Origin of the sequence: Vibrio coralliirubri, from assembly GCF_024347375.1 — a bacterium.
GTDB classification, from domain to species: domain Bacteria; phylum Pseudomonadota; class Gammaproteobacteria; order Enterobacterales; family Vibrionaceae; genus Vibrio; species Vibrio coralliirubri.
The window spans coordinates 2,510,950-2,536,923 of sequence record NZ_AP025470.1; the positions used below are offsets into that span (position 1 = coordinate 2,510,950).

Sequence of the window (25,974 nt, forward strand, 5' to 3'; positions counted from 1 at the left end):
ATCTTCAAAACGTCAAATTTAACAATGCCTTAAAGCTGTTGCTTTATTAACCGCACCATATGATGGAGCACTTAAAAAGCACACAAACAAAAAAGGATTGGTATCTCTACCAATCCTCTTTAGGGGATGTTTCGGTTTTTCTACCTTATGACAAGTAGATAACGCGATTACTCGTAGTCAGTCGCGTACGTGTCTTCGTATGTGTGCGAGTAGAATTCGAACAGGTTGCGAAACGGGTCTTCTAGGTAAACCATTTGTGCTTGTTTTAGTTCGTCTTCTGGGTGGTAACGCATGATGTCCATACGAACCTTACCGCCAAACTCTTCAACACGCTTAATCGCTGAATGAAACTGCTCTTTTGGAAGTTGCAGACAGAAGTGGAAGATACCTAAGCGAGAGAAATCAACTTCGTGACGCTCTTGGCGCTCTTTCATTTCGAACAGCTCAACACCAATGCCATCTGAAGTGACTAGATGGGCAATGTTGAAACCTTTGAAGCCTTCACCGAACACAGCGATACACATGCGGCCGATTGCTGATTCGCGCTCTTCCATCACTTTGGTGTTGTTCATTACGACTCTTAGACCTAAAGCTTTCGTGTAAAACTCGACTGCTTGGTCCATGTCGCCAACCATGATGCCTACGTGATTCATTTTCATAACTTTCTCCAAATTCTCTTTAATTCTGTATTTTTCGAAGACTGCTTCGGTCTTTCGTTTCGATGGAGAGAGTATATGGAGATAGGGTGATTAACTGAAATTATCATAATTTATATTAATGATAATTTTATGTTATTTACCAAATTAAGTGAGATGCCAACACGTCACACAATAAGTTAAAGTTCAGGGCCACATATATCATGTGGCTCTAGTTAAACATCCTTAGTTCAGCACGAAGAGCCCCGTTACGCTTTACTGGTTTGAACTGCATCCGAGATCGGCTTGGCTTTTGTTTCAGGCACCAATGACATCAACCCGGTAATCACAAGCGCGGCAATACCAGACATGGTTACAGGTGAGCCAAATATGCTTTGCACTAGCTTGGGTGCTTCTTTCAATAAATCTGGTACCAGCATGACACCAAGCCCTAAGCCTAGTGAGGTGGCTATCGTCATGATTCTGCGGCGATCCAGTTTCTCATTAGCGATGATTTTGATGCCCGCCGCAGCAACCGTACCGAACATCACTAATGTCGCCCCGCCCAATACTGGCTTTGGAATCGTCATTAATACCGCACCTAAGATGGGAAATAGCCCTAACAGAAAAAGAATCGCGGCAATGAAGTAGCCGATGTAGCGACTCGCGATCCCCGTAAAATGGATCACACCGTTGTTCTGGCTGAAAGTCGTGTTCGGAAAAGTATTGAATACCGCAGCGATAAGTGAGTTCACGCCGTCACCCAGCACGCCAGCCTTGAGTCGATTGAGGTATTTAGGCCCTTTAACCGGCTGCCCTGAAAACATGCTGTTGGCGGTAAGGTCGCCCGTGGTTTCAATAACGGTAATCAAGTAAATAAAAGCGATAGGCAGGAAGGCTTGCCAATCAAAAGCGAAGCCATATTTAAATGGGACAGGAATACTCAATAGCGGTTGAGAAGCAAAAGAAACCATAGACGCTTTGCCCATCAAAATGGCAACGCCCCAGCCAACTACCAACCCAACTAAAATCGACGACAGCCTAACCATATTATTGTTACTCAGGTTAAGCGCAACTATGGTTCCGAGGACGATGGCACCCAGCATCAGATTGCTTCCAGAGCCAAAATCTTCTGCGCCAACGCCACCAGCAATATCTGTGACGCCAACTTTAATCAAAGAGATGCCAATTGTGGTGATAACGATTCCGGTTACAACTGGGGTGATCACCACTTTCAACTTTTCGATAAAACGCGATAGGACAATTTCGACAAACGCACCGAAGAAACAAACGCCAAAAATGGTCGCCAGCATTTCATCCGGGCCACCGCCATTCGCTTTAACAAGGAAGCCCGCACCTAATACAGATCCTAAGAATGCAAAGCTGGTCCCTTGGACACAAATCATCCCTGCACCAACTGGCCCTATTTTTCTTGCTTGGATAAAGGTACCTACCCCAGACACCATCAGTGCCATGCTAATCAGATAAGGAATGTGTTCACCCAACCCTAAAACGCCACCGATAATAAGCGTGGGGGTGATAATGCCAACAAAGCTGGCTAATACATGCTGCAGTGCCGCGTAACTGGCTGCTTTAACTGATGGTCGGTCATCCAATCCGTAGATCAATTCACTGTTCTGTTCCATGTGACTTCCTTAATGTATTTTTTATTGTATACAATTTACATAAAGGGAATAGAGCAACATATATGCCAATGGTTTAACATTATATTTATCAATCAGTTAAGTTTTCCATCAAGGATATACTGCACTAAAGAGCAACATTGTCGGCTTGTTTTAGTGCAACCGATGGTTTATCCGATGTTCCTAAATTAGGCCCTACAAACACAAAAAAGGATTGGTACCTCTACCAATCCTTTCTAGGACGTCTAAATCTCAGTTAACCAGAGTTTGAGCCAAACAGTGTTTCAGCAATATCTCCGCCGCTAGATGGATAGCATCGCCTTTATCTCAGGCATCGCCTCTTTTGCAGCCAGATAACCCGCTTGTATCGCTTGTTCTTTTTCATTAAAAGCAGCACTTCCACTCGGCTCATAGTCCGGTCTAATGACCACATCGGCACTGTTTAACTCTTGCTCAGACAGGCGACAGCTTTGCATGCGAAAAGCCGCAAGCGTAATCTTGCTCGCCGAGACTTCTGGTGTGATTTGATTGTGACAATAGATATCAACGGCTATCACCTTTTTTGCACCCAGATCTTTAGCTGCGTAAACAGGCACAACACTAAAAATCCCACCATCGATTAAGATATCACCTTGGTTTTCAACGGGTACAAATGCGCCCGGAATGGTTGATGAGGTTTGCACTGCGTGCCCCGGGTTACCTGAACGAATAATAACAGTCTCTCTCGATGTCAGATTGGTCGCGGTAAGCGCGACAGGCATTGGCATATCAGACAGATCATCATACGTCACTTGGCTGTTTATCCATTCTGACAAGTTCTTGCCATTCACCAAGCCTTTTGAAGAAAAGACAAAATCGGCGATATCAGACATGCCTACCTTTTCAATCGCGAGTTCCATCTCTTCATAACTCAGCCCTGAAGCATATAGAGTCGCAGCAATCGAACCCGCAGAGGTGCCGCTCACCACATCAGGGGCAATGCCCTCCTCCGCCAAGGCTTTGATCACGCCTAGGTGCATAAACCCACGAACGCCACCACCGCCAAACGCAATACCGAGTTCATGCTCACCCATTTCCGTAGAAGGTATTGCATTGAGATCGTTATAAACATTAGGTGTTGAGCAGGCCATCAAAGACAGCGTAACCAATGTGACAATGAAGCTTTTTAACATATTCTTTTTCCAACTCTTTATTTTAAAACTACTTATCTCCACCAAGCCTTTTCGATATAACGACCAGGCCTAGATTGAGCTTTTGATAAAGCACGAAAGCAGTTTGCATGCGCCTATCAGCGGTAGTATTGTTGTCTGAAGTCACTATAACTCTCACAGAGACTCATAAATAGGCCAATTAATCTCAAAAACATGCCTATTTGTATCAGATCGAATTTACGGTGCAGGTTGATGAAACAGAAAATTAAGCAGCTAGTAGAAAGTCGCATAACGGAAGATGGCATGCTCGAAACGGGTATAAAGGGAGTTCGCCTATTTAAGATGACCCAAGCTATTCCGTGTGCTCCAGCCGTCTATGAACCAACGCTAGTCGTGATTTTAAGCGGCAGTAAAGAAGCAATATTGGATGGCGATAAGTACATCTATGACAGCAGTCAGTACTTGTGCTGCTCAGTCTCCATGCCTGTTGAGGCGGGTACACCAGCAGCAACGCCTGAAAATCCATTGTTAGGGGTAGCTATCTCACTCGATACCAAAGTGATGACCGAGTTAGCCATCGCAATGGAGAGTGTCAGCGGTGCGGTCAAGATCCCTAAAGGCAGCCCACAACCTCAAGGGCTATCACTCGCCAATTGGGACGACACTTTTTCTGATGCTCTACTTCGACTCATTCAGTTAGGAGACGATAAAGCAGGAACCGCCATTCTCGGCGAGAGTCGTTTAAGAGAACTCTATTATGCTGTCTTACAAGGTGAGGCGGGTCTTTCAGTACGAGGTGCGTTTAGTATTGGTAATGAAATTGCCCGTTCAATTGAGTATTTATCGTTGAACCTGACAAAGAACGTCACGATTGATGAGCTTGCATCGCATGTCGGGATGAGCCGAGCGGTATTCCACCGAAAATTCAAACAAGCGACCCGAATGTCACCGATCCAATTTATGAAGTCGATGCGCTTGAATAATGCGGCGATGAAGATAGCTGCAGGTAAGAATGTCAATGAAGCGGCGATGGCGGTTGGGTACGTCAGCTCTTCTCAATTTAGTCGTGAGTTTAAGCGTGTGTATGGCCAGTCACCTAAGCAGTGGAGCCAATCAAAACAGCTGATTGAAAACATCGCATAGCAATAAAACAAACTGACTATCAAATCTCTCCACCATACTAAATGAGACAAATAGGCATGTTTTAGAGAGCATATCGCCTATTTTAAGCTCAACATGAGAGTTAAAGTAGCCCCATAAGATTACAACGGGTTATTCATCATGAAAAAGCTAATTTCATCTATAGGAGTCAGTATGGTTATTGCTGCCACATCATCGGCTAACGACATCAACAAAGAGTTATACCAACTGACGGATACGGTTCAAGACGCGGAAGGTAACACTTATCGCGCCGTTACTATCGGGGAACAGGTTTGGTTAGCGGAAAGCCTGAGAAGCACTCAGTTCCAAGATGGTAGCCCGGTAAGATCTGGCGCGATCCCAAAAGATGATCAAGAAAACCTATTAAAATACGGACGTTTATACAATTGGCATGATGTTTCAGATCAACGAAACCTTTGCCCACCCGGCTGGCGAGTGGCCACCGATAAGGATTGGAAAAAGTTGGAACTGGCCATCGGTATGCCTGAGGAAGAAGTACACCAAAACGGTTGGCGTGGGGGTGAGCAAAAGTTAGGTTTGCAACTCAAAGAAGCTCAAGCAGACGGGCTATTTTCCAAAGTCGACCCATCTATTATCAATAAACAGAACTTCTTTGCTAGACCTGCAGGCGTAAAATGGAATGGTTGGTATATCACTGAAGGTGCTTACACCGAGTTTTGGACTGCGAGCAGCGCATCCGACAAAAAAGGGATTATCCGAACACTTGCTTACGCTTGGTGGAATACGCATAAAGGTGAAATACGCAGAGCAACAAGTTCAAAAGACTATATGTTCTCGGTTCGATGCGTAAAAATCGAAGACCAATAACCCGTCATTGTGGCTGCTGTGGTCCCTGCCAACAGCACATCTCCCCTTCCCCAAAAAGCACAAACAAAAAAGGATTGGTATCTCTACCAATCCTCTTTAGGGGTGTTTCGGCTTTTCTACCTTATGGAAGATAGTAACGCGATTACTCGTAATCAGTCGCGTACGTATCTTCGTATGAGTGCGAGTAGAACTCGAACAGGTTGCCAAACGGGTCTTCTAGGTAAACCATTTGTGCTTGTTTTAGTTCGTCTTCTGGGTGGTAACGCATGATGTCCATACGGACCTTACCGCCAAACTCTTCAACACGTTTAATCGCTGAGTGAAACTGCTCTTTTGGAAGCTGCAGACAGAAGTGGAAGATACCTAAGCGAGAGAAATCAACTTCGTGACGCTCTTGGCGCTCTTTCATTTCGAACAGCTCAACACCGATACCATCAGATGTTACTAGGTGAGCAATGTTGAAGCCTTTAAAGCCTTCACCGAACACAGCGATACACATACGGCCGATTGCTGATTCGCGCTCTTCCATCACTTTGGTGTTGTTCATTACGATTCTTAGACCTAGCGCTTTCGTGTAAAACTCGACTGCTTGGTCCATGTCACCCACCATGATGCCTACGTGATTCATTTTCATAACTTGCTCCAAATTCGTTTTAAATTCTGTGCTTTTCGAAGACTAGCTTCGGTGTTTCGTTTCGATGAAGAGAGTATAGGCACATGCGTTAATTAACTGAAATTATCATAATTTATATTAATGATAATATTTTGTTATTTACAGTTTGGTATAACAACTCAACTCACGTAAAGAAACCATATCTACCTTTACCTACATAGACACATAGATACATAGATACATAGATACATAGATACATAGATACGCACACCAATAGAGATAAGCCCAATATAGAGAACAACCTAAAGAGCATAGCTACTCAAATTGGGGGTTGCTGATGTTTGATGGCTTTTGTTAGTCGTTTTTGTTGATAGCTTTTACCGATAGCCTTTTCCTTTCGAAGATAGGATTCGCCTATTGAATCTATAGAAATGTCCGATTTCACTAATTTTCGGTAGCAATGCAATATATCTACATCGACGCGGGATAGCGTTAAACACTACAAATTAGAAAGAGAGTCAAATCATGATCAACACAGAAATCAAACCATTCAACGCAACAGCATTCAAAAACGGCGAATTCGTAGAAATCACTGAGCAAGACGTTAAAGGCAAGTGGGCTGTATTCTTCTTCTACCCAGCAGACTTCACATTTGTATGTCCAACTGAGCTAGTTGACCTGCAAGACAAATACGCAGAGCTTCAATCTCGCGGCGTAGAAGTTTACTCAGTATCAACTGACACTCACTTCTCTCACAAAGCATGGCACGATACTTCTGACAAAATCGGCACTATCGAATACTTCATGGTAGGTGACCAAACGGGCAACATCACAAATAACTTCAACGTTATGCGTGAAGGTCAAGGCCTTGCAGACCGTGCAACGTTCCTAATCGACCCTGAAGGCGTTATCCAAGCAATGGAAATCACAGCTGAAGGCATCGGCCGTGACGCTGAAGACCTACTACGCAAGGTTAAAGCAGCACAATACGTTGCCGCTAACCCAGGTGAAGTTTGCCCAGCTAAATGGAAAGAAGGCGAAGAGACTCTAGCTCCATCTCTAGACCTAGTAGGCAAGATTTAATCTAAGCCTAGCTAACAAGAATAGCTAAACGGTTCTACAGGCGCGCTTCGGCCCCCCTCCTAAAGGGCAGTCGCGCGCCACCCTTTCAAAACATCAACACCACAATATTTGCCGACTTGCGCCCCCTTTTTATTTTCCTTTTTCAGCAAGAAGGTATTGGTCAATACCAAGACACAGAATTTAAGAGCAGGCACGATTATGTTAGATCAAGCAATGAAGCAGCAGCTAAAAGCATACCTAGAAAACCTAAAAACCAATGTTCAATTAGTCCTTAGCCTGGATGGCAGCGACACCGCGAACAAACTTCAAGATCTGGCGAATGACATCGCGTCTTTGACCGACAAAATTGAAGTGACTCGCGATGACAGCGCAAGCACTCGCAGTCCTATCATGCAGGTAGTGAACCAAGAGAAAGGCACCGCGATCGGTTTTGCCGGTTTGCCAATGGGTCACGAATTTACGTCACTGGTTCTAGCACTGCTTCATAGTGGTGGTCACCCTATCAAGCTTGAAGCGGATGTAATCGAGCAAATTAAAGAATTAGATCAAGAGCTTAATGTAGAAATCTTCATCTCTCTATCGTGCCAAAACTGTCCAGAAGTGGTTCAGGCATTCAACATGATGTCGGCGATTAACCCTCTGGTTAAGACAACGATGATTGATGGCGCAGCATTCCAAGACGAAGTGAAGTCTCGCGACATCATGGCAGTACCAAGCGTGTTCGTTAATGGTGAGCTATTTGGTCAAGGTCGTATGTCACTGGCAGAGATCCTGAACAAGGTTGATTCAGGCGCAGCAGAAAAGAAAGCGGCAAACCTAAACCAACAAGCACCCTTTGATGTATTGGTTGTCGGCGGCGGCCCTGCAGGTTCTTCAGCGGCAATTTATGCGGCACGTAAAGGCATTCGCACTGGTGTAGTTGCTGACCGATTCGGTGGTCAAGTAATGGACACCATGGCGATTGAGAACTTTATCTCAGTGAAAGCGACAACTGGCCCTAAATTAGTGGCAAGCCTTGAAGAGCACGTAAAAGAGTACGGTGTTGAAGTGATGACTGAGCAGCGCGCTGCAAACATCATTGCAGCAGAAGACACTGAAGACGGCTACATCCACGTTGAGCTAGAGAGCGGCGCAACACTACGAGCTCGCACGGTTATCACAAGTACCGGTGCTCGCTGGCGTGAAATTAACGTTCCGGGTGAGCAAGAGTACCGAAATAAAGGCGTCGCTTACTGCCCACACTGTGACGGTCCTTTATTCAAAGGTAAGAAAACAGCGGTTATTGGTGGTGGTAACTCAGGCATCGAAGCGGCAATTGATTTAGCGGGTATTGTTGAGCACGTAACCGTACTTGAATTTGCAGACACACTACGTGCCGACCAAGTGCTTATCGACAAAGCGAACGCAACACCAAACATCGAAATCATCAAGATGGCACAAACAACGCAAGTGATTGGTGATGGCAACCGTGTAACCGGTCTGGAATACAAAGATCGCAACACCGATGAACTTAAACAGATCGAACTCGCAGGTATCTTTGTTCAAATCGGCCTGATGCCAAACAGCGAATGGTTGAAGGGTTCGAAAGTTGAGCTCTCACCACGCGGTGAAATTGAAATTAACGCTCATGGCGCAACATCAATGAAAGGTGTCTTCGCAGCGGGTGACGTAACAACCGTACCTTACAAACAGATCATCATTGCGATGGGTGAAGGTGCGAAAGCAAGCTTAGGTGCATTTGACCATCTAATCCGTAACTCAGCTCCAGTTAAAGAGGCTGAAACCGCTTAACCTTTACACTGAAAAGCTTAAAGCTTTTAACTCAAGTTCCTTAAATATTTGTTAACTTAATTCTTTACTGTTAACGACTTAGTCGACATTTAGACGCCACTCCTATGGATTTAGGAGTGGTTTTTTTCTTTGTGATTTACGCCGGTTGATAAAGCATAAAGGCAACCACCATCGCTAAGCTTCCGCCCAAGCAACGGTTCACAAACATCATCTGTTTTGGTGATTGCAGTAATTTTTTCAGCATGGTACCGCAATACGCCCACACCAACATGCACGGCACACCGGTAATCACCATACCCGCTATAATGGTCACGACTTGAATCAAGTAATCTGCCTTCGGAGTAATGAACTGTGAAAACACAGTTAACGAAGCAATCCAACCTTTAGGGTTTAACACCTGCACCAGCACACCAGACATGAAACCTGAACGATTGTCGGTGGTGCTTTCTTCGATTTGCATGTTCGCAATCGACCACGCCATGAACAGTAAATAAGCCGCACCCGCGTATTTCAAAATGTTGTATAGCTCTGGGTAAAGGGTAAATAAGCTCACCAAACCGACACTAGAACCCGCCAGTACGATGATGATGCCAACAGCGTTCCCAGAGATAAAAGGTAAAGTCGCAGCAAATCCATAACGACTTGAAATCCCAAGTAATGCGATATTGCCAGCCCCAGGGGTAATTGCAATTGATGTTGAAAATAGCAAGAACGCCAGCATTAATTGAGAGCTCATTTCCTCTCACTCCTAATAAGTAAAGTATTGATAGGGAGAGAGTTTACAGATTCGACTAGGAATTAAATTGCTATATAGGCTAATATTAATCCAAATTTGAGCAAGACTTTTCTAAAATAGCCATGAAACAGAAAGAATCCACCAAAGAAGTGTTAGATGACACAGATATCGCCATCTTAGAGCATATCCAGCAAGACGGACGCATGAGCAACAGCAAGCTCGCAGAGAAGGTCAACCTCAGCGAAACCCCATGCTGGCGTCGTTGGAAACGCATGGAAGAAACTGGCTATATCGATGGTTACGCCGCTAAGCTGAATCGTAAGAAATTAGGCTTTCATGTGGCTGGTTTTACTCTTGTGACCTTGGGTAACCATGAAGTTGAAAACACAGAACCGTTCGAAGAGTTTGTCGCGGTAACCGATTGGATTCCAATGTGTCACTGCATTGCAGGCGGCGCTGATTACATGGTGCAAGTATTGGCGAAAGATTTGGAAGAGTACTTTGAGCGCATTAGCTCGATCAGAAGAGTCAAAGGTGTGAGTGCGATTCAATCGAACATCTCAGTAAAAGAGTTGAAAAACAGCTATCGATTACCGCTTTCAGATTAGCTCCCTAAAACACATCAAACAAAAAGCCCAGCCGCGATAGATTTCTGAAGTCTAAGGTTCTGGGCTTAACGTTGTTATTTACTAGGTAACTGGCTTAGTTATTCACAAGGGTGAGCAAGATGGATCAAGGCTAAACCACCGAGTGACGTTTCACGATATTTCTTGTTCATGTCTTTACCCGTTTGATACATGGTCGCAATAACCTTATCTAACGAGATCAAAGATTTACTATTACGCTTCAAAGCCATACGTGATGCGTTGATGGCTTTCATCGCGCCCATCGCATTTCGCTCAATACACGGCACTTGTACTAAGCCGCCAATTGGGTCACAAGTCATACCCAACGAGTGTTCCATGGCGATTTCTGCAGCAATACAGATCTGCTCATTGCTGCCACCACGAAGTGCCGTTAATCCAGCCGCCGCCATAGAAGACGACACCCCTACTTCACCTTGGCACCCAACTTCCGCACCAGAAATTGAAGCATTGGTTTTGTACAAAATGCCAATCGCGCCCGATACCGCTAAGAAGTCTTTTAACTGCTTGGTATCCAACTCTTTAATGAAGCGATGGTAGTACATCAACACGGCAGGAATCACGCCCGCTGCACCATTGGTTGGTGATGTTACTACTTGGCCACCAGCCGCATTTTCTTCGCTAACCGCAAACGCAAACAAGTTAATCCAGTCCATGATTTCCATTGGGTCATTTTCAACCGCCGCATTCGCTTCTAACTTTTTCAGTAGATTAGGCGCACGACGAGTCACGTTCAAACCACCATCAAGAATGCCTTCGGTTTCAAAGCCGCGTTCCATACAACGACTCATCACTCGCCATATTTGATCCGCTTTATCTGAAATAATGTCGGAGCCTTCAAACTCCGCTTCATTTTTTAGAATCATGCCACCGAGGCTCATCCCGCTATTATCGGCTTGTTGCAGCATTTCATCGGCATTTTTGAATGGAAACGGGACTTCTACTGCTTGGGTTTGAGTACCATTTTGTAGTTCGTCAGCGGTTGCGATAAAACCGCCGCCAATTGAATAATAAGTTTCACCGACAATCACGTTGCCACTCTGGTCGAACGCGGTAATCATCATGCCATTTTCATGCAGAGGCAGGTTGTCTTTGTGAAACAACATGTCGGTTTCGTAGTTGAAGGCAATGTGCTTGGTGCCCGCTAAATCCATCTCACCACTGTCTACGGCATGACGCATTGCTTGGTTTGCACTGGTGATTTTGATGGTGTCTGGCTTATTACCGAGTAGCCCCAATATTGTTGCTCTGTCGGTGTGGTGACCTATGCCAGTCAATGACAAAGAACCATATAAATCCACCTGAACACGGGTCACTTCTGCGATTTTATCAGCGATTAATTGTGTGAAATGAAAACCCGCAATCATTGGGCCGTTGGTGTGAGAGCTCGATGGCCCAACACCAATTTTGTAGATATCAAAGATCGATAACATAGATATACCAGTAAAAAATCGGTCAATTAAGAAAGAGCGGCATAAAGCCAATTAGGGATAACAGTACAAGCAGCAATCGTCACAACAGCGAACACCAACAAGCCATAATGACTCGCGGTAGGCTTTGCAAACAAATGCTTTTGCTTGGCTATAAATTCATTTTGTTGCTCGGTTACCTCTCCCCAGAAGCGGCTCACAACAACACCTAACACTAAGAAAACCACAGTGCCAATCAAGGCAAACCAAGGCCAAGCTATTCCACTGTATTTGGCGATGAATACGACGGCCACACTGCCAATACTGCCCGCAATCACCCCTTTCTCATTCGCTTGTTTGAAGAACAAACCCAATATGAAAGAGCCAAGGCGAATACCGACAAAAATGGAGGTTAGGCTCGCAATCGTTTTAAGTACCGATTCATTAGAAACCGCCAACAAAGCAGGTACAACAACCGATGCTGCAGCAACCAAGCTCATTTTTCTAGCCACTGATTCATAGTGCGCGTCAGAGGCTTGCTTGCGGAAGAAGCGCTTATAGAAATCGAACGTTGCGACCGTCGCCATAGAGTTATAAGTGGAGTCCAGTGTCGACATGGCCGCTGCCGAAAGTGCTGAGATCACCAAACCAACAATGATTGGGTTGGTATGGTTAAACACAAAATCGAGAATCACTTCGTTGCTGTTTTCAAAGCTGCTGTCTTGATAAAAGACACTTAACAGCACCCCCATCACGGCAAAGAACAGATAAACAAAGAACGCGCCGTAGCCACAAAGTAACATCGACTTTTGCGCTGTTTTAACACACTTAGTCGCCAACGTTCTTTGAATAATCAGTTGGTTAGTACCATACACACTCAGGTGCAAGAAGCTCACAGCCACTACGCCTGCCCACAATGTGGTATCGACGCCTAAGTCAAAATCGAGGTTGATGATATTCAAATGTTCAGGAGACAACACCTCGCCCGCATCGATTTTCATCAGCAATAAAACAAAGATCGCAATGCTGCCGATAATCAACACTGCTGACTGAAGCATGTAAGTCCATATTACTGTCGAGATACCGCCCGCATAGGTATACAACGCGGTAAATAAGCTGATGTAGATGATCGCCTCAGAGATACTCACCGGCAGCACTTGCACTAAAATCAGGGCAACCGCATACAAAATAACCCCTGCCGAAATACACTGAACCACAATGAACACGATGGAATTGATCGTGCGAGCAACAACGCCAAAGCGGTGCTCTAGGTATTCGTAAATCGAGGTTAGGCCGAGCTTGTAAAACACCGGAACAAAGAAAAGCACAGTGAAAAAGATCACTATTGGATAGTTCAAATGTACGCTCATCGCTTCCATGCCTGAGCTATAAACCCAGCCCGGCATGCCAACGAACGTCATTGCGCTGATGTAGGTTGCAAGAATCGACACACCTGCCGTAAACCAACCAAACTGTTTTCCACCAGTCGAAAAGTCGCCACCGACGCTATAGCGCCTATTAACTAAGTAGCTGATAAACAAAGTAGTTAGTACATAAAGAGCAATAACCACAAAAATTGAGTACGTAACCATTTTTAGATTCAGTTTATTGTATGTCGCAAATCATTCGCCGCCAATAGTACTCAAAAATGGATATTTTCCCTCAAAAACCCACAGTAAGTGTGACTATTATCACTAAGATAGACGATTAAACACTCAAATCGCCCCACAAAGCACAAAAATGCGATCAAATGAGATCCAGGTCACCAAAACACACAAAATGGGTACGCACTCATTCTAAAATTGACTTTGATCACGGATCTAATAACCACAAAAATTCTATTATCTCTCCCGAAATGAAGACGGTGTGATGAAACTAAATAATCAACACACAATAATTAAAACCAAAGCCACCCTATATAAAATAAAGGTTTATCGGTCATGACCATTAAAAAACACATGAGCGAAGTTCCTATGATTCAAAGGGTAGCCGCATATCTAGCAATTCTAGTGGGTTACTTTTTTTATTGTTATAACTTTGTAATTATTGACTACGTACGCCCATACATTGTGGAAGAATATGCTGGTATTAGCCTTTCTGATACCGCTCAGTTCTACACTTGGCAGTCGGTTGGTGCTCTGATTGGTGCACTAAGCTGTGCATGGTTCGCAACCAAGTTCGGCAAGAAGTCCACACTAGTAGCAATTACGGCATTAAACGGTGGTGCAACCATCATCAACATGATGTTTACCGACTACGCTACTTGGGCTGCAATGCGTTTCATCATTGGACTGTCTTTAGGTGGTTACTTCACTGTAGCTGTATCTTTGATGATTGGCCTATTTACACCAACGGTTCGCGGTAAGTTGACTGCTTTTGCTTCTTCAATGTTCTCTGTTGCTTTAGTGGCAATGGGCGCTTACGCAGCCTTCATCACAAGTGTTGATGCACCTTGGCAGAGCCTAATGTGGGTAGGTGGTATTCCACCGCTTGTAGCAGCAGCGTTAATGATCTTTGTATTACCAAGCGACAAAACAGTGATCGCCTACGGTGAAGAAGATCAACAAACAACAACCAATGCAGCAGGGGAAGTAACCGAAGCTAAAAAAGGTTCTTGGGGTGAGATGTTAAGCAAGCCTTACCGCAAAATTACGATTACTTGTTTACTTCTTTCTGGTCTTAACTTCTACGGATTCCAATTCTTCGGTGGCTTTGTAACTACCTACCTGAAAGATGTTCGTATGTTTGATGGTGCAACCATCGGTTTGATCTTCTCTATCTCAGCATTTGGTTCACTCTTCGGTGCATGGTTCTGGGGATGGGCAGCAGATAAGTACGGTCGTAAGATCAACGCGTTCGGCTTCATCCTCGCAGGTATCATGGTTTCTATCTTCTTTGTCGCACCTGGCGACATGATGATTGGCGGCCTAAACATGCTGGCTCTTCTAGGTCTTATCTACAACTTCGGCCTGTCTGCTTCTGCAGTATGGGGCGGTTACTTCTCTGAATTGTTCCCAGCACGCTTGCGTAGCTATGGTGCTGCTCTGTTCCATGGCGGTCGTATTATCGGCATGTGGGCACCAATGGTTCTTATCTTCATCCAAGAGCGTACCGACCTACAAACAGCAATGTGGGGCTCACCAATCGTATGGATTATCGCCGGCCTACTATGGCTAACACTGCCTGAAACTCTTAAAGGTGGCGTCTTCGATAAGAGCAAAAAATCAGAAGCAGCAAAAGCTTAATTCGAAACTCATACGCTGAAGTTCAAATACGAAAAATTTAAAGCCGGCTGATAAGTCAGCCGGTAACAAAATCCAAATCGAGTCCTGTTCCGAATGTTGACTCGACAACACAAAGAGAAATTATTATGTCTAAATATCAAGAAGCTAAACGCATTGTTCGTGATTACTTCGATGCAATGGAAAACGCAACTCACGAGAACGTTGCTGAAGTTTTAAAAGCACACACTTCTGAAGATTACTTGTGGCGCGGTGTTTACCCATTCCGTGAGCAAGAAGGCGCACAAGCAGCTGCTGACGTATTCTGGGCACCAATGATGAAGTCAATGACTCGCATGCAGCGTCGTCAAGACATCTTCATCGGTGGTAACAACGAAGTTAACCCAGATGAGATTTGGGTAATGAGCATGGGTCACTTCATGGGTCTATTCGACGCTGAATACCTAGGCATGCGCCCAACTGGCAAGATCATGAACGTTCGCTACGCAGAGTTTAACTGCGTTGTTGATGGCAAAATCACTAAGACAGGCCTGTTCCTAGACCTTCTAGGCATGATGGATCAAGCGGGTTGTTACCCACTTCCACCATCAACTGGTAAGCACTTCGTATACCCTGGCCCACGTAACCACGATGGTCTGCTATTCGAAGACGCGGCTCCAGAAGAAGGTGTTGCGACACTTGCTCTAGTAAACAAAATGGTTGATGACCTGTCTGCTCTTAACGACAGCGGTGCGATGGGTTGCCCACCAGAAGTACTAGCGAAGAGCTGGTCAAAAGACATGATTTGGTACGGCCCATGTGGTATCGGCGCGTCTTACACAATTCCTCGCTACCAACAACAGCACCAACTTCCTTTCCGTAACAACCTGAAAGACAAGAAGTTCAACGGTCACGTTTGTCGTTTCGCTGAAGGTAACTTCTCTTGTTTCTTCGGTTGGCCAAACCTATCAAACACACCAACAGGTGGCTTCCTAGGTATGACTGGCGGTGAAGTACGTGCAAACATGCAAGTAGTTGACGTTTACTACCGTGACGGTGACAAGCTGTCTGAGAACTGGGTTCTTATCGACCTTCCTTACTGGCTACAACAGCAAGGTCTAGATGTGTTCGAACGCACTTCAACCATCATGAACCCAACGCTGTAATCAAAACGCTTTAATCCAAACGCTTTAATAGAAACGATAAAGCCAAAGATTGAAACGAAATAGTGGCAACCTAAATAGACATCTGATTTAGGTTGCCACGCTTACTGGGGGACCCTTCTCGCTCCTAGTAAGTGCTCCAACCAATTCATTATTGCTCCACTAATAACTGAATCTACTAGTGCCTCATGGATGGGGTACACCCTGCCAAACCATTACCAATATAACGGGCTTGAAAGCACGGTGGCTTTCTACGGCCTGAATAAAGAGAATTACAATGAAAAAGTCGATTCTTTCAGCAGTGATCCTGACAGCACTTACCTCAGGTTCTGCTTTTGCTGCACACACTTTTACCAATGACGCGGGCGATAGCCTTACTTTAGACGGTCGTTTTGACGTTCGTTACCAAGATAAGGGCGGCGACCACAACGGTGAGTGGAACAGCGGTAGCTCTCGTTTCGGCCTTAAAGGTCAAATGGGACTCGATAACGGCTGGACTGGCTTTGGCCATGCTGAATGGGGTTACAACTCAGGTGCTAACGGCGACAATATTTACGACCGACTTCTATACGCAGGCGTAGAGCACGATAAATACGGCAAGATCGCAGCAGGTACTAAGCAATGGTCCACCTTCTACGATGTGGCTTGGTTTACCGATATGGGTCGAGTGTTCGGTTCGCGTGGTTCTGGTTACTACAACCTATCTGACTGGGGTATTGCGTCAGGTACAGGTCGTGCCGAGAACTCGATTACTTACCGCAACAGCATTAGCGACAACTGGAAATACGGCTTCACTTACCAAACCACTCGCGAAGATGTTGGCCTAGCAGACGGCTTAACAGCAACGCTGAAAAACGGTATGGGCGCGTCAACGCTGTACACTGTTATGGATGGCCTAACGATTGGTTTAGCTTACCACCAGAATGAGTTTGATGATGTCGATGCGGGCGTTAAAAACATCAAAGATGGAGATACCCAACGCATTGGTCTATTAGGTGTTAACTATACCAATGACGGTCTATTCGTTGGTTTCACCTACAGCCAAGGTTCAAACTGGGAAACCACCAGTCAAGCTGAATTCTACGACCACCGTGGTGCGGAATTCTTCACTTACTACCACTTTGAAAACGGTCTGCGTCCAACCTTTAACGTGAACTACTTAACGGATACCGACGACAACGCAAACGGCTACGAGCGCCAGCTTATTATTCCTGGCCTTGAGTACCACTTTAAGAAGAATAAGTTCTTAGTTTGGACGGAATACCAGTTTGATAATGGTAACGACAAATCTGTTGGTAACCATTACGAAAATAGCGATGACCAATTCGCTGCAGGTATCCGTTACTACTTCTAACGATGTAGCGGCATGTTGCTCATTTTATGGGTAAATTCGAAATCTAAAGCTCTGCTCTTACGCAGAGCTTTTTTGTCACTACCTCTGTAATCATACTATTTTCCCAATACAGAGAATGGGTTATACCCAACATCAAATTCAAAATAATCATTATTCCTTATTTTTCATATCATTCCTTGGTATTACTTTATGAGTACGTACCTAAATATGTTACTCTGTGCGCAGTTAATTTGGTTCAAAAGTATGGTCTATGAGCTCTCCAAAACACTCCACGGCGTCAAAGCCAACCGTCACCTCTAAAGATGTCGCTAAACTTGCTGGCGTTTCTCAATCAACTGTATCTCGTGTATTTGTGCCGGGCAGTTCAGTGTCTGAAAAGACCAAGCAGAAAGTGTTCGATGCAGCAAAGTCGTTGAATTATCGTCCTAATGCCTTTGCCCGCAGTCTGACGACAAATGAGTCCAAATTGATTGGCTTAGTTTTCCCAGATGCCGACTACCCTATCCACATGAAAACTCTGCAGCTTATCTCTACTGAGCTACAAAAGCAGGGTTACTCTGCGGTATTGATTCCTTGGCAAGTTGATGGAAACGACAACCACTCGATTCCTAATATCTTCCAATACCGAGTTGATGGCGTGATTGCAGCTTCTGCGACCTTTAATAAGTCGCTTTATGAAGAGTGTGAAGAGTTCGACATCCCTATCGTTCAGTTCGCACGTGTTGTTGAAGGGACGAAGAGTAGCCATGTGGTGAGTGACAACTACGCCGCTGGCCAAGTCGCCGCTCAGCATTTACATAGCGTAGGAACAAAATCAGCGGTTTACCTGACAGGTAACGTACCAACCTACACCAACGGCGAGCGTGAATCGGGCTTTTGCTCAGAATTCGAAGATCTCACTGGCAAGCAAGCTCGTGTTATTGAAGCCGACTATGACTACCTTGATGCTCTAGATACCATTCGGACCCTGTTTTCAGAACCCACACATCCTCAAGCGATTTTCTGTGCGACAGATAACCTCGCGATGGCGGTAATGGATGTGGCGCGCTTAGAGTTTAACCTGCGTATTCCAGAAGATCTTCAAGTGATTGGTTTTGATGATATCCCACAGACTCAATGGTTGAACTACCAACTCACTACCTTCAAGCAAGATTTCAGACGCCTTGCACGTGAATCAGTGAAAATTGTCGTTAGCCAGATTCAAGAGCAAGACACGAGCTTAGTTAAGCTGATGGTGCCAGTGAAGTTCATTGAACGAAAAACGACGCTAAAATAGAACCAACGTTAAGACGCATTCAAATAAAAATCCCGCTCAGTGTGAGCGGGATTTTTTATGATATTTAACTAGTTACCTACACCACCGGTTTTCTCAGCCGGAGAATCAGGCGTTACTGGAGGCCACTCTTGAAAAGTTGCTAGATGTTGTTGGACAGCCGCTTGTGCAGGACCAAATGCCCACATTTTTTGTCCCATCCATTTTAGGTACATGCCCGACTCTTCTGCCGCTCGCTCGTATGGGTCACGACGTAAGTTAAACAGTAATGGTGCGTTTAGCGCTTCTTTAGGACCACTCCAACCGTGATTTTGCACGATGAAGTGCGCCTTCCAATCACCAACACGAACCGCTTGCAGCTGATCTCGTTCGTAGTAGTAGATCTCTTTACGGTTTGACTCGCCTTTCTCAGTCAGCATATCCACTTGGTTGTAACCATCAAGGTGCGCTTTAAAGCCATCGTGACCTTTCAGCAGTTTCTCTTTTAGATCCGTTGGACCACCAGCCGCAGCAACCAGAGTTGGTAACCAGTCCATACCATCAAAGATGCCATTGCCCACTGTACCCGCTGGGATTTTACCCGGCCAGCTGACCAATGCAGGGGCTCTTACGCCACCTTCCCAAGTTGTCCCTTTCTCACCGTGATAAGGTGTCATACCGCCATCAGGCCAAGTCATGATCTCCGGGCCGTTATCGGCAGTGAAAATGATGATGGTATTGTCGGCAATACCGAGCTCTTCCATTTTCGCCATCATCTCACCGACATGATCATCAAGATCTTTCATGACCACTTCTTGAAGCCCCCAACCATTTTGGCCAAGCATCGCTTCGTATTCAGGTGAAAGATGCGTCCAAACGTGACCACGTGATGGACAGTACCAAGTGAAGAAGGGCTTATCCGCTTCAACCGCCCTTTCGATGAAGTTGATCGCGTGTTTATTCACTTCGTCATCGAGGGTACGCATACGCTCGATCGACAATGCACCATCGTCTTCGATCGTTTGACCACCTTTACCGTCTGATCTTGCGTAAATCACATTACGAGGTGCAAACGCATCCAAAGAGCCATCTTTTGGCCAATCAGGATCTTCTGTGTATTCCATTGCATTCAAGTGATACAACCAACCCCAATACTCATCAAAACCATGCATTGTCGGTAGGAATTCATCTCGGTCACCGAGGTGGTTTTTGCCAAACTGACCCGTCACATAACCCATGGTTTTAAGGATTTCAGGAAGCGTTGGTGTGTCAGCACTTAAACCCACTGGGCCACCTGGCAATCCAACAGAGTGCATGCCGGTTCGCACAGGAAGTTGACCCGTTAAGAATGCAGAGCGACCTGCCGTACAAGAAGGCTGAGCGTAATAATCGGTCAGGAGCATGCCCTTTTCAGCAATACTATCGATGTTCGGTGTTTCACTACTCATCACACCATTGTGATAAGCACTCAGGTTTGATATCCCAATATCATCCGTGAAGATAACAAAAATATTCGGTTGCTCTTGTGCTGACCATGCCGATAGCGAAAAGCTACTCAACACACTCATCACAACAAGGTGGAAAATCCTTTTCATAGAATGTCCTTATACTGTTTCAGATTGCTCTTTGTGAACCATTTTTATTCCTACCAAAGCCAAGCTCCAATAGTAGATAGACGACAAGTAGCCAGTGAGGCATGCCATCTATCAACAAGCTAATGACTCGACCGGCAGCCAAACCCAACATGAAAACCACCAAACTGTAGAGTGCTGGCAGTCGGTATTTCTTTAGTAACGCCCCTGCTATCCAAAACAGAGCCAACGCTAAGTACAACCCCATCACGGCACGAAAGATATGAGTGACATTGATAGGGCTAGCATCAATTCCGAAAAGATAATCAAGGGAGACAACGGGGGCATAACCGTACGACAACGCAATCGGTGTTAAACCCAAAACAGCGACGAACAAAAAAATGCTTTGTGGCTTCATATCCTTACTCTTTTAATTTGGCTCTTTTCAAAAAACATAGTCTACAATCAGCGATATACAAGTTGCATATGTGAAAAATGGATAGTTAAAACACACATTCACATTCGTGCTATTTCACATCGAAGATAAGGATATCAATATGGCTAAATGGCGTTACCTACTCGCATCAGCATTGGCTGCAAGTTCAACCGTAAATGCTCAGGAAGCAAGTGCACAAGCGGATACAAAAAAGTGGCAACATAGCTTCGAAATTTACGCGCTTGCACTCAACATCCGCGGAGACAGCACCATTAGTGATTTATCTGCTGATGTCGATGTTGATCCTGCATTCATCATGGATCATCTTGATATGACCGCAATGGTGCGCTTAGAGGGTATCTATGACAATCAATGGGGCTATTACATTGACTACAGCTTCATGAAGTTAAGCGGAAAAACAAACTCAGTGTTAGGTAGCAACCTAGAGGTATTAAAAGGCAATCTTGATATCCGACAAGGTGTTTTAGATGTGAAGGGGTTTAAGCGCTACCAATACGATTTTGGCACGATTGATTATCTGTTTGGGCTTCGTTGGTGGGATAACGACATTGATGCCAAGCTTTACGGTTCAGGTGGCAAGCTAAGTACAGACCGATCACTCGATGAAGATTGGATAGATTACCAAATAGGTGTGAGATGGATAACGCAGATCAATAAGGATTGGAAGTTTCACGCAACCATTGATGCAGGGCTTGGCAGTGACACCAACTTTACTTCATCTCTGTTAACTGGCGTGCGATACCAGATAAACAGTTGGTCTGACTTAAATGTTGCCTACAAATCCACTTGGGTTGATTACGAAAACAAGGGCACCTTTGAATACGATACCGCATCGCAAGGGTTCCTGATTGGTTGGGCTGCTCACTTTTAATCCGATTCTCGTAACGTGTTAGAACCTAGGCCAACCCAATATTGCACATTTGGATTTAATTTCTATTAAAACGTAATCCTCAAATGATTCTGATCTCTGGCGATGACCTCTGTCGCCAGAGGTTTTTCTTCGTGAAACATACACCGCCCTCCCTCAAAGAAAACCCATAAAATCATAGAGTAACGCCTGCACATCGTTCATTTCATCTATCTAAAAAATTGTAATTTTAGATCATAGAAATACAGGTTTATATCTTGAGATATTTAATCTTCATTTAATCCTTCCCGCCCCATTCGAACAGTGTTTTTTATTTTAAAAATATCGCTAGAATCCTCTCCCGAAATTTACAAACCAGAGTGGAAACAATGAAAAAATTAATCTTAGCGGCTCTTACGATTGCCTCAGTTACCGGCATCGCATCAACTTCAGCTTTTGCATCAAATGAAATGTACGCACTAGGCGGTTTCGGGATGGATGATGGCGATGTCGGTGGTCAATTCACATTTGGTAGCCAAGTCATGCAAAGCAACTGGTATGTTGAATCAACGTTGCTTGTTATCAGCACTGATGAAAAAGATCTTAAAACAGAGCAAGAGTTCGATTCTTTAATGCTTTCATTAACACCTATGTATAAGCACAGCTTCAGCGAAAACTTCGCTGTTTATGGTAAGGCGGGCGCTTTTTACGCACACTCAGATACCAAATTGGTGTTCCTATCTAGCGATAATAATGAAGTCCACAAAGGGTCCCATGGTGATCTTGGCTTAACTTACGGTATCGGCGCAGAATATAAGTCACTAAAACCAGTTTTCGGCCACTCCAAGTTTGTGACTCGAGCTGGATTTGATTGGTATGAGTTCGGAGGAAGTACTGGTTGGTATACCACTGAGTCGGCACTAAGTATCCAAGCAGGCTTTACCTTTTAATTGAGTAGAAAAAATGAGTAAGCCTCTCGTTAGACGAGGCTTACTTCGTTACACATTTTGATTCAGACTACGCACTCTTTCTTCATGATAGTTAAGCCGGCTTCGAGCGTTTCTGTCCATGCTTGTTCAACGCTTTCATCATAGTGAGGATCGTATTTTTTAACCGTATTAAGTAACGAATTGAACCACTCGTTGAGCTCTTGCTCAGAGATATCCATTCCTAAATCTTTATGTCGCTTCCCAAGCTTTTTCACCGAGTTTCGTACGCTCGGTAGACCAGCAGAGTTATAGATAAGAATGATCGAGGCTTTAAGCATCTTGGTTTGTTGCTCTAACCCTATCTTTTCAAAACGTTCTGAAAACCTTGGATTATGCTCGCAAAAATCCGCCAAAAACGTTTCGAGAAATTCTTGGTCAATCCGGCAGCGCTCAAAGCTTTCATAAAACAGTTCATTCGGTTTCATCTAGCCAGTCCTTTGCAAAATTTTGAGTCTTCGGGAAGCTAACAAGTTCAGAGCCGCGACTTCGCCAACTCCGAACCATCAACATGATCTAAGTATACGCCACTGTGGCATATAATGAACGATAGCATAAGGCGAACTACGGCATAAAGTGAGTTGCGCAGATCTTGTTTCCATCAGGATCTCGCAAATAAGCCATGTACAAGCGACGCTCATCAGAACCTCTCGCTCCGGGGCCATTTTCAATGCTGGTACCGCCATTCTCGACGCCAACCCGATGCCACTCATCTACAACTTCAGGAGAAGACGCAAGAAAACCCACCGTCATGCCGTTGCCGTGAGTCGCAGGCTGACCATCAATCGGCTTTGTTAAGCCCAACACGCCCGTTTGGCTAACGTAAACACAGCGCCCTTTAGGATCAACAGAACCTTCGCTATAACCAAGCACTTTCATGATTGGGTCATAAAAAGCCTTCGCGCGTTCAATATCTTCAGTACCGAGAAAAACATGGCTGAACATAACTAACCTCTTCTTTTATTGAAAGAACCACCTAAACTAGACCTATAATTCGTGTTTGTCTAGGCACGCTATTCGTTCACAACTGTTGCTTAACCCATTGAGCAAACACCTGAAACTTAGTTCGCTGTTCCATGCCTTTCGGACACACTAAATCATACCCTTTGCCCGATTCAATGCTCATAAGAGGCGCGACCAATAAGCCTTGTTCAATCTGCGGCGTCATAAACTCTAACCGCCCTAGTGCTAGCCCCATCGATAATATCGCCGCATCCATCGCCAAGCGGTTATCGCTGTAATAGTCACACTGAAGTGCGCAGTTGGTATCACTTTGAGCTTCATACAACCAACGTTGCCAGGCAGTGATATCGCCACTGTGAATGAAACGAACATCGTCTAAGTGTTGAATGCCTAGGTCTAGTTTGAAGCGTTTCGCGTATTCAGGGCTGCACACAGGGGTTCTTACTCCACTGAATAATCGCTCACTGTAATGGTTTGGGTAATGGCCTTCGCTATAGAAAATTGCCACGTCATAAGGTTCAAACTGGAAGCCTGACTGGCTCTGTTTGGTTTGCAGTTTGATGCTTAGATTCGGATACAAGCGTCTAAATTCTGGCAAACGCGGCATTAACCATGATGAAGCGAAATAAGGCGATGTCGCGATGTACAGCTCCCCACTTAGCTCACCCGTTTGAATATCCATGAGTTCGGAAAAGATAGACTCAAACGAGACATTCAACATGGATAACACGCGCTGACCTTCTGGCGTCAGTTCGAGCTTTCTTGTCTTGCGCACAAACAGATTGAACTTCAATTGTTGTTCGAGTTTTTTAATGCGATGGCTAACCCCTCCCTGAGTTAGGAAGAGCTCGTCGGCGGCAAGTGTAAAACTTAAATGTTTAGCCGCAACACTAAAGGTGTGCAGCAGTGACAGCGTTTGTTGGCGATTTTCGAATAGCCCCATGCATTAACCCCACTAATTCATAAGTCGTCATAACTGGTTTGTCGGTGTATGTGACCATCATATAAATTAAACCAAGTAATCTACAACATTGAATGGTGAACAGCATGCAACAGAATCAAAAACTCAAAGTAACCGTGATTGGTGGTGGCTCAAGTTACACCCCAGAGCTCGGTGATAACAGCTAATAAGCTCAGTGATAGCAGAGCTCATTCAAGATATTGAATCCAAATCTTTTAATAAGAGGTCATGATGAAATTGATACTCAACGCCGATGATTTCGGCCTCACTGAAAGCGTGAACCACGGCATCGTCGACTGCTTTAAGGCGGGTCTGGTTAAGTCGACCACCATCATGATGAATCAACCGGGTACACAGCACGCGATTGAGCTCTATCATCAAGGTTTAGTCCCTGAAGTTGGCTTGCACTTTACAGTCACCGCAGGCAAACCACTGACGTCACCAGAGTTAGTGCCGAGCTTAGTCGACGAACACGGCCACTTCTTTAGCAACGTTAATCTGTTCGATAAATCAGATGTGAATGAAGGTGAGGTGATGCTCGAGCTCAACGCGCAATATCAAGCCGCCCTCGATGCAGGCTTAAAGATTAACCATATCGACAGCCATCACTTTGGTGGTGTATTTAAACCTCTAAAAGCAGCGTTTACCCGCACAGTGAATCGCATTGGTCTGCCTGTTAGACGAATCGATAACATCTTGAGTGGCCAAGATGCACTGCGAGTGCCAACGCCAGATGCTTTCGACATGCGTTTCTTTGACGAAGGCGTATCACTGAATGGCCTGCAAGATTTATTACTGAGCTACCAAACTATGATGCCTGACGGTGTGCTTGAGTTAATGTGCCACCCTTCATCAGTGGCAAGTGAACAGCTTAAGTCCCTATCAAGCTACAGCGATAAACGCGTCGAAGAGCATCAACTTCTCACTAGCCCAGAGCTAAAACATTGGCTAGCTGACCATCAGATAGAGTGCATTGGATTCGACGATCTCAGATAAGATACATTAATTCAGGGCTACTCAACGATCCGTTGTGCGCCCTGCCCTTGGTCATGCAGAATATCTTCAGGGTTCAACAAGTGGCATTTCTGCATACTCAAACACCCGCAACCGATACAGCCTGTTAAGTTCTCTTGTAGCGATTTAATCTGCGCCATTTTGCTATCGAGTTGCCCCTGCCACTTCTTAGCAACGCGCTCCCAGTCTCGCTTAGTCGCGGTATGGTTCATCGGCAGTGTCGATAATTCTTCGGTGATCTCTTCCAGCGTGAAGCCTATCGACTGCGCCACTTGGATCAACGCAATTCGTCTCAACATCGCCGACTGATAACGGCGCTGATTTCCGTTAGTACGAATCGAAGCAATCAACCCCTTGGTTTCGTAAAAACGTAAGGCCGAAGGAGCCACGCCACTGCGCTCTGCCAATTGGCCGATGCTGAGGTATACGATGTTTCTCATGGTCTTTCACTTCCTGTTTGAATAGCCGTTTCATCCTGATAATGAACAGTA

Annotated in this window: 24 protein-coding genes and 1 pseudogene; 12 read left to right on the top strand and 13 right to left on the bottom strand. The window is 45.0% G+C overall.

The window, feature by feature from the left end:
• Positions 1-167 precede the first annotated feature (167 nt).
• The 3 genes from OCV20_RS11405 to OCV20_RS11415 form a co-directional block, all read right to left on the bottom strand.
• Positions 168-659: a VOC family protein gene (locus OCV20_RS11405; protein WP_086775022.1), complete on the bottom strand. Its 492-nt coding sequence runs from the start codon at positions 657-659 to the stop codon at positions 168-170.
• Positions 660-904: 245 nt separating this feature from the next.
• Complete coding sequence (locus OCV20_RS11410) at positions 905-2,281, bottom strand: uracil-xanthine permease family protein (protein ID WP_086775023.1); 1,377 nt, start codon at positions 2,279-2,281, stop codon at positions 905-907.
• A gap of 299 nt (positions 2,282-2,580) precedes the next feature.
• Positions 2,581-3,450 (bottom strand): patatin-like phospholipase family protein, encoded by an 870-nt coding sequence (locus OCV20_RS11415; RefSeq protein ID WP_050712183.1) that lies wholly within the window; start codon positions 3,448-3,450, stop codon positions 2,581-2,583.
• A 231-nt stretch (positions 3,451-3,681) separates the two neighbouring features.
• Between OCV20_RS11415 and OCV20_RS11420 the strand changes: the two genes are divergently transcribed.
• Together OCV20_RS11420 and OCV20_RS11425 are read left to right on the top strand one after the other, a co-directional pair.
• On the top strand, positions 3,682-4,572 hold the full coding sequence (locus tag OCV20_RS11420) for an AraC family transcriptional regulator (RefSeq protein ID WP_202910143.1): 891 nt from the start codon (positions 3,682-3,684) through the stop codon (positions 4,570-4,572).
• A 138-nt stretch (positions 4,573-4,710) separates the two neighbouring features.
• On the top strand, positions 4,711-5,418 hold the full coding sequence (locus tag OCV20_RS11425) for a fibrobacter succinogenes major paralogous domain-containing protein (protein WP_261881410.1): 708 nt from the start codon (positions 4,711-4,713) through the stop codon (positions 5,416-5,418).
• Positions 5,419-5,560: 142 nt separating this feature from the next.
• On the opposite strand, the gene OCV20_RS11430 is transcribed toward OCV20_RS11425, so the two are convergent.
• Entirely contained in the window at positions 5,561-6,052 is a 492-nt protein-coding gene (locus tag OCV20_RS11430; RefSeq protein WP_016798106.1) for a VOC family protein, read from the bottom strand.
• 504 nt (positions 6,053-6,556) lie between these two features.
• Between OCV20_RS11430 and ahpC the strand changes: the two genes are divergently transcribed.
• Entirely contained in the window at positions 6,557-7,114 is a 558-nt protein-coding gene (ahpC, locus tag OCV20_RS11435; RefSeq protein WP_016798107.1) for an alkyl hydroperoxide reductase subunit C, read from the top strand.
• Positions 7,115-7,312: 198 nt separating this feature from the next.
• On the top strand, positions 7,313-8,905 hold the full coding sequence (gene ahpF, locus OCV20_RS11440; protein WP_086775026.1) for an alkyl hydroperoxide reductase subunit F: 1,593 nt from the start codon (positions 7,313-7,315) through the stop codon (positions 8,903-8,905).
• 136 nt (positions 8,906-9,041) lie between these two features.
• Here the strand turns inward: ahpF and OCV20_RS11445 are convergent, their stop codons facing one another.
• Positions 9,042-9,641 (bottom strand): LysE family translocator, encoded by a 600-nt coding sequence (locus OCV20_RS11445; RefSeq protein WP_086775027.1) that lies wholly within the window; start codon positions 9,639-9,641, stop codon positions 9,042-9,044.
• A gap of 122 nt (positions 9,642-9,763) precedes the next feature.
• On the opposite strand from OCV20_RS11445, the gene OCV20_RS11450 reads away from it, so the two are divergent.
• Positions 9,764-10,249, top strand: a complete 486-nt coding sequence (locus OCV20_RS11450) for an Lrp/AsnC family transcriptional regulator (protein WP_017065258.1) — start codon at positions 9,764-9,766, stop codon at positions 10,247-10,249.
• Positions 10,250-10,347: 98 nt separating this feature from the next.
• Here the strand turns inward: OCV20_RS11450 and OCV20_RS11455 are convergent, their stop codons facing one another.
• Entirely contained in the window at positions 10,348-11,718 is a 1,371-nt protein-coding gene (locus OCV20_RS11455) for an L-serine ammonia-lyase (RefSeq protein ID WP_086775028.1), read from the bottom strand.
• 26 nt (positions 11,719-11,744) lie between these two features.
• Positions 11,745-13,286, bottom strand: coding sequence for a sodium:solute symporter family transporter (locus tag OCV20_RS11460; RefSeq protein WP_086775029.1), 1,542 nt, complete (start codon positions 13,284-13,286; stop codon positions 11,745-11,747).
• A 348-nt stretch (positions 13,287-13,634) separates the two neighbouring features.
• Here OCV20_RS11460 and OCV20_RS11465 point away from each other — a divergent pair, with 348 nt between their 5' ends.
• From OCV20_RS11465 to OCV20_RS11480, 4 genes are all read left to right on the top strand, one after another.
• Positions 13,635-14,939, top strand: a complete 1,305-nt coding sequence (locus tag OCV20_RS11465; protein ID WP_048614680.1) for an MFS transporter — start codon at positions 13,635-13,637, stop codon at positions 14,937-14,939.
• A 125-nt stretch (positions 14,940-15,064) separates the two neighbouring features.
• Entirely contained in the window at positions 15,065-16,081 is a 1,017-nt protein-coding gene (locus OCV20_RS11470) for a nuclear transport factor 2 family protein (protein ID WP_016788980.1), read from the top strand.
• 274 nt (positions 16,082-16,355) lie between these two features.
• Complete coding sequence (locus tag OCV20_RS11475) at positions 16,356-17,432, top strand: porin (RefSeq protein WP_050646350.1); 1,077 nt, start codon at positions 16,356-16,358, stop codon at positions 17,430-17,432.
• A 250-nt stretch (positions 17,433-17,682) separates the two neighbouring features.
• On the top strand, positions 17,683-18,708 hold the full coding sequence (locus tag OCV20_RS11480; protein WP_048614684.1) for a LacI family DNA-binding transcriptional regulator: 1,026 nt from the start codon (positions 17,683-17,685) through the stop codon (positions 18,706-18,708).
• Positions 18,709-18,776: 68 nt separating this feature from the next.
• Here OCV20_RS11480 and OCV20_RS11485 read toward each other — a convergent pair whose 3' ends face one another.
• Together OCV20_RS11485 and OCV20_RS11490 are read right to left on the bottom strand one after the other, a co-directional pair.
• Complete coding sequence (locus tag OCV20_RS11485; protein ID WP_086775030.1) at positions 18,777-20,279, bottom strand: arylsulfatase; 1,503 nt, start codon at positions 20,277-20,279, stop codon at positions 18,777-18,779.
• 9 nt (positions 20,280-20,288) lie between these two features.
• A pseudogene (locus tag OCV20_RS11490) lies at positions 20,289-20,673 on the bottom strand (DUF4345 domain-containing protein).
• Between the two features lie 139 nt (positions 20,674-20,812).
• Here OCV20_RS11490 and OCV20_RS11495 point away from each other — a divergent pair.
• Complete coding sequence (locus OCV20_RS11495) at positions 20,813-21,583, top strand: DUF481 domain-containing protein (RefSeq protein WP_086775031.1); 771 nt, start codon at positions 20,813-20,815, stop codon at positions 21,581-21,583.
• Between the two features lie 365 nt (positions 21,584-21,948).
• Positions 21,949-22,509 (top strand): hypothetical protein, encoded by a 561-nt coding sequence (locus OCV20_RS11500; protein WP_086775032.1) that lies wholly within the window; start codon positions 21,949-21,951, stop codon positions 22,507-22,509.
• 62 nt (positions 22,510-22,571) lie between these two features.
• On the opposite strand, the gene OCV20_RS11505 is transcribed toward OCV20_RS11500, so the two are convergent.
• From OCV20_RS11505 to OCV20_RS11515, 3 genes are all read right to left on the bottom strand, one after another.
• The gene (locus tag OCV20_RS11505; protein WP_048616730.1) at positions 22,572-22,973 is read right to left on the bottom strand and encodes a globin family protein; all 402 of its coding nucleotides are present in this window, start codon (positions 22,971-22,973) and stop codon (positions 22,572-22,574) included.
• A gap of 136 nt (positions 22,974-23,109) precedes the next feature.
• Positions 23,110-23,490, bottom strand: a complete 381-nt coding sequence (locus OCV20_RS11510) for a VOC family protein (RefSeq protein WP_048609300.1) — start codon at positions 23,488-23,490, stop codon at positions 23,110-23,112.
• Between the two features lie 76 nt (positions 23,491-23,566).
• Entirely contained in the window at positions 23,567-24,451 is an 885-nt protein-coding gene (locus tag OCV20_RS11515; protein ID WP_086775033.1) for a LysR substrate-binding domain-containing protein, read from the bottom strand.
• Positions 24,452-24,700: 249 nt separating this feature from the next.
• Between OCV20_RS11515 and OCV20_RS11520 the strand changes: the two genes are divergently transcribed.
• Positions 24,701-25,465, top strand: a complete 765-nt coding sequence (locus tag OCV20_RS11520) for a carbohydrate deacetylase (protein WP_086775034.1) — start codon at positions 24,701-24,703, stop codon at positions 25,463-25,465.
• 17 nt (positions 25,466-25,482) lie between these two features.
• On the opposite strand, the gene soxR is transcribed toward OCV20_RS11520, so the two are convergent.
• A complete protein-coding gene (gene soxR / locus OCV20_RS11525; protein ID WP_017087167.1) occupies positions 25,483-25,923 on the bottom strand; it encodes a redox-sensitive transcriptional activator SoxR in 441 nt (146 codons plus the stop codon).
• Between the last annotated feature and the right edge of the window lie 51 nt (positions 25,924-25,974).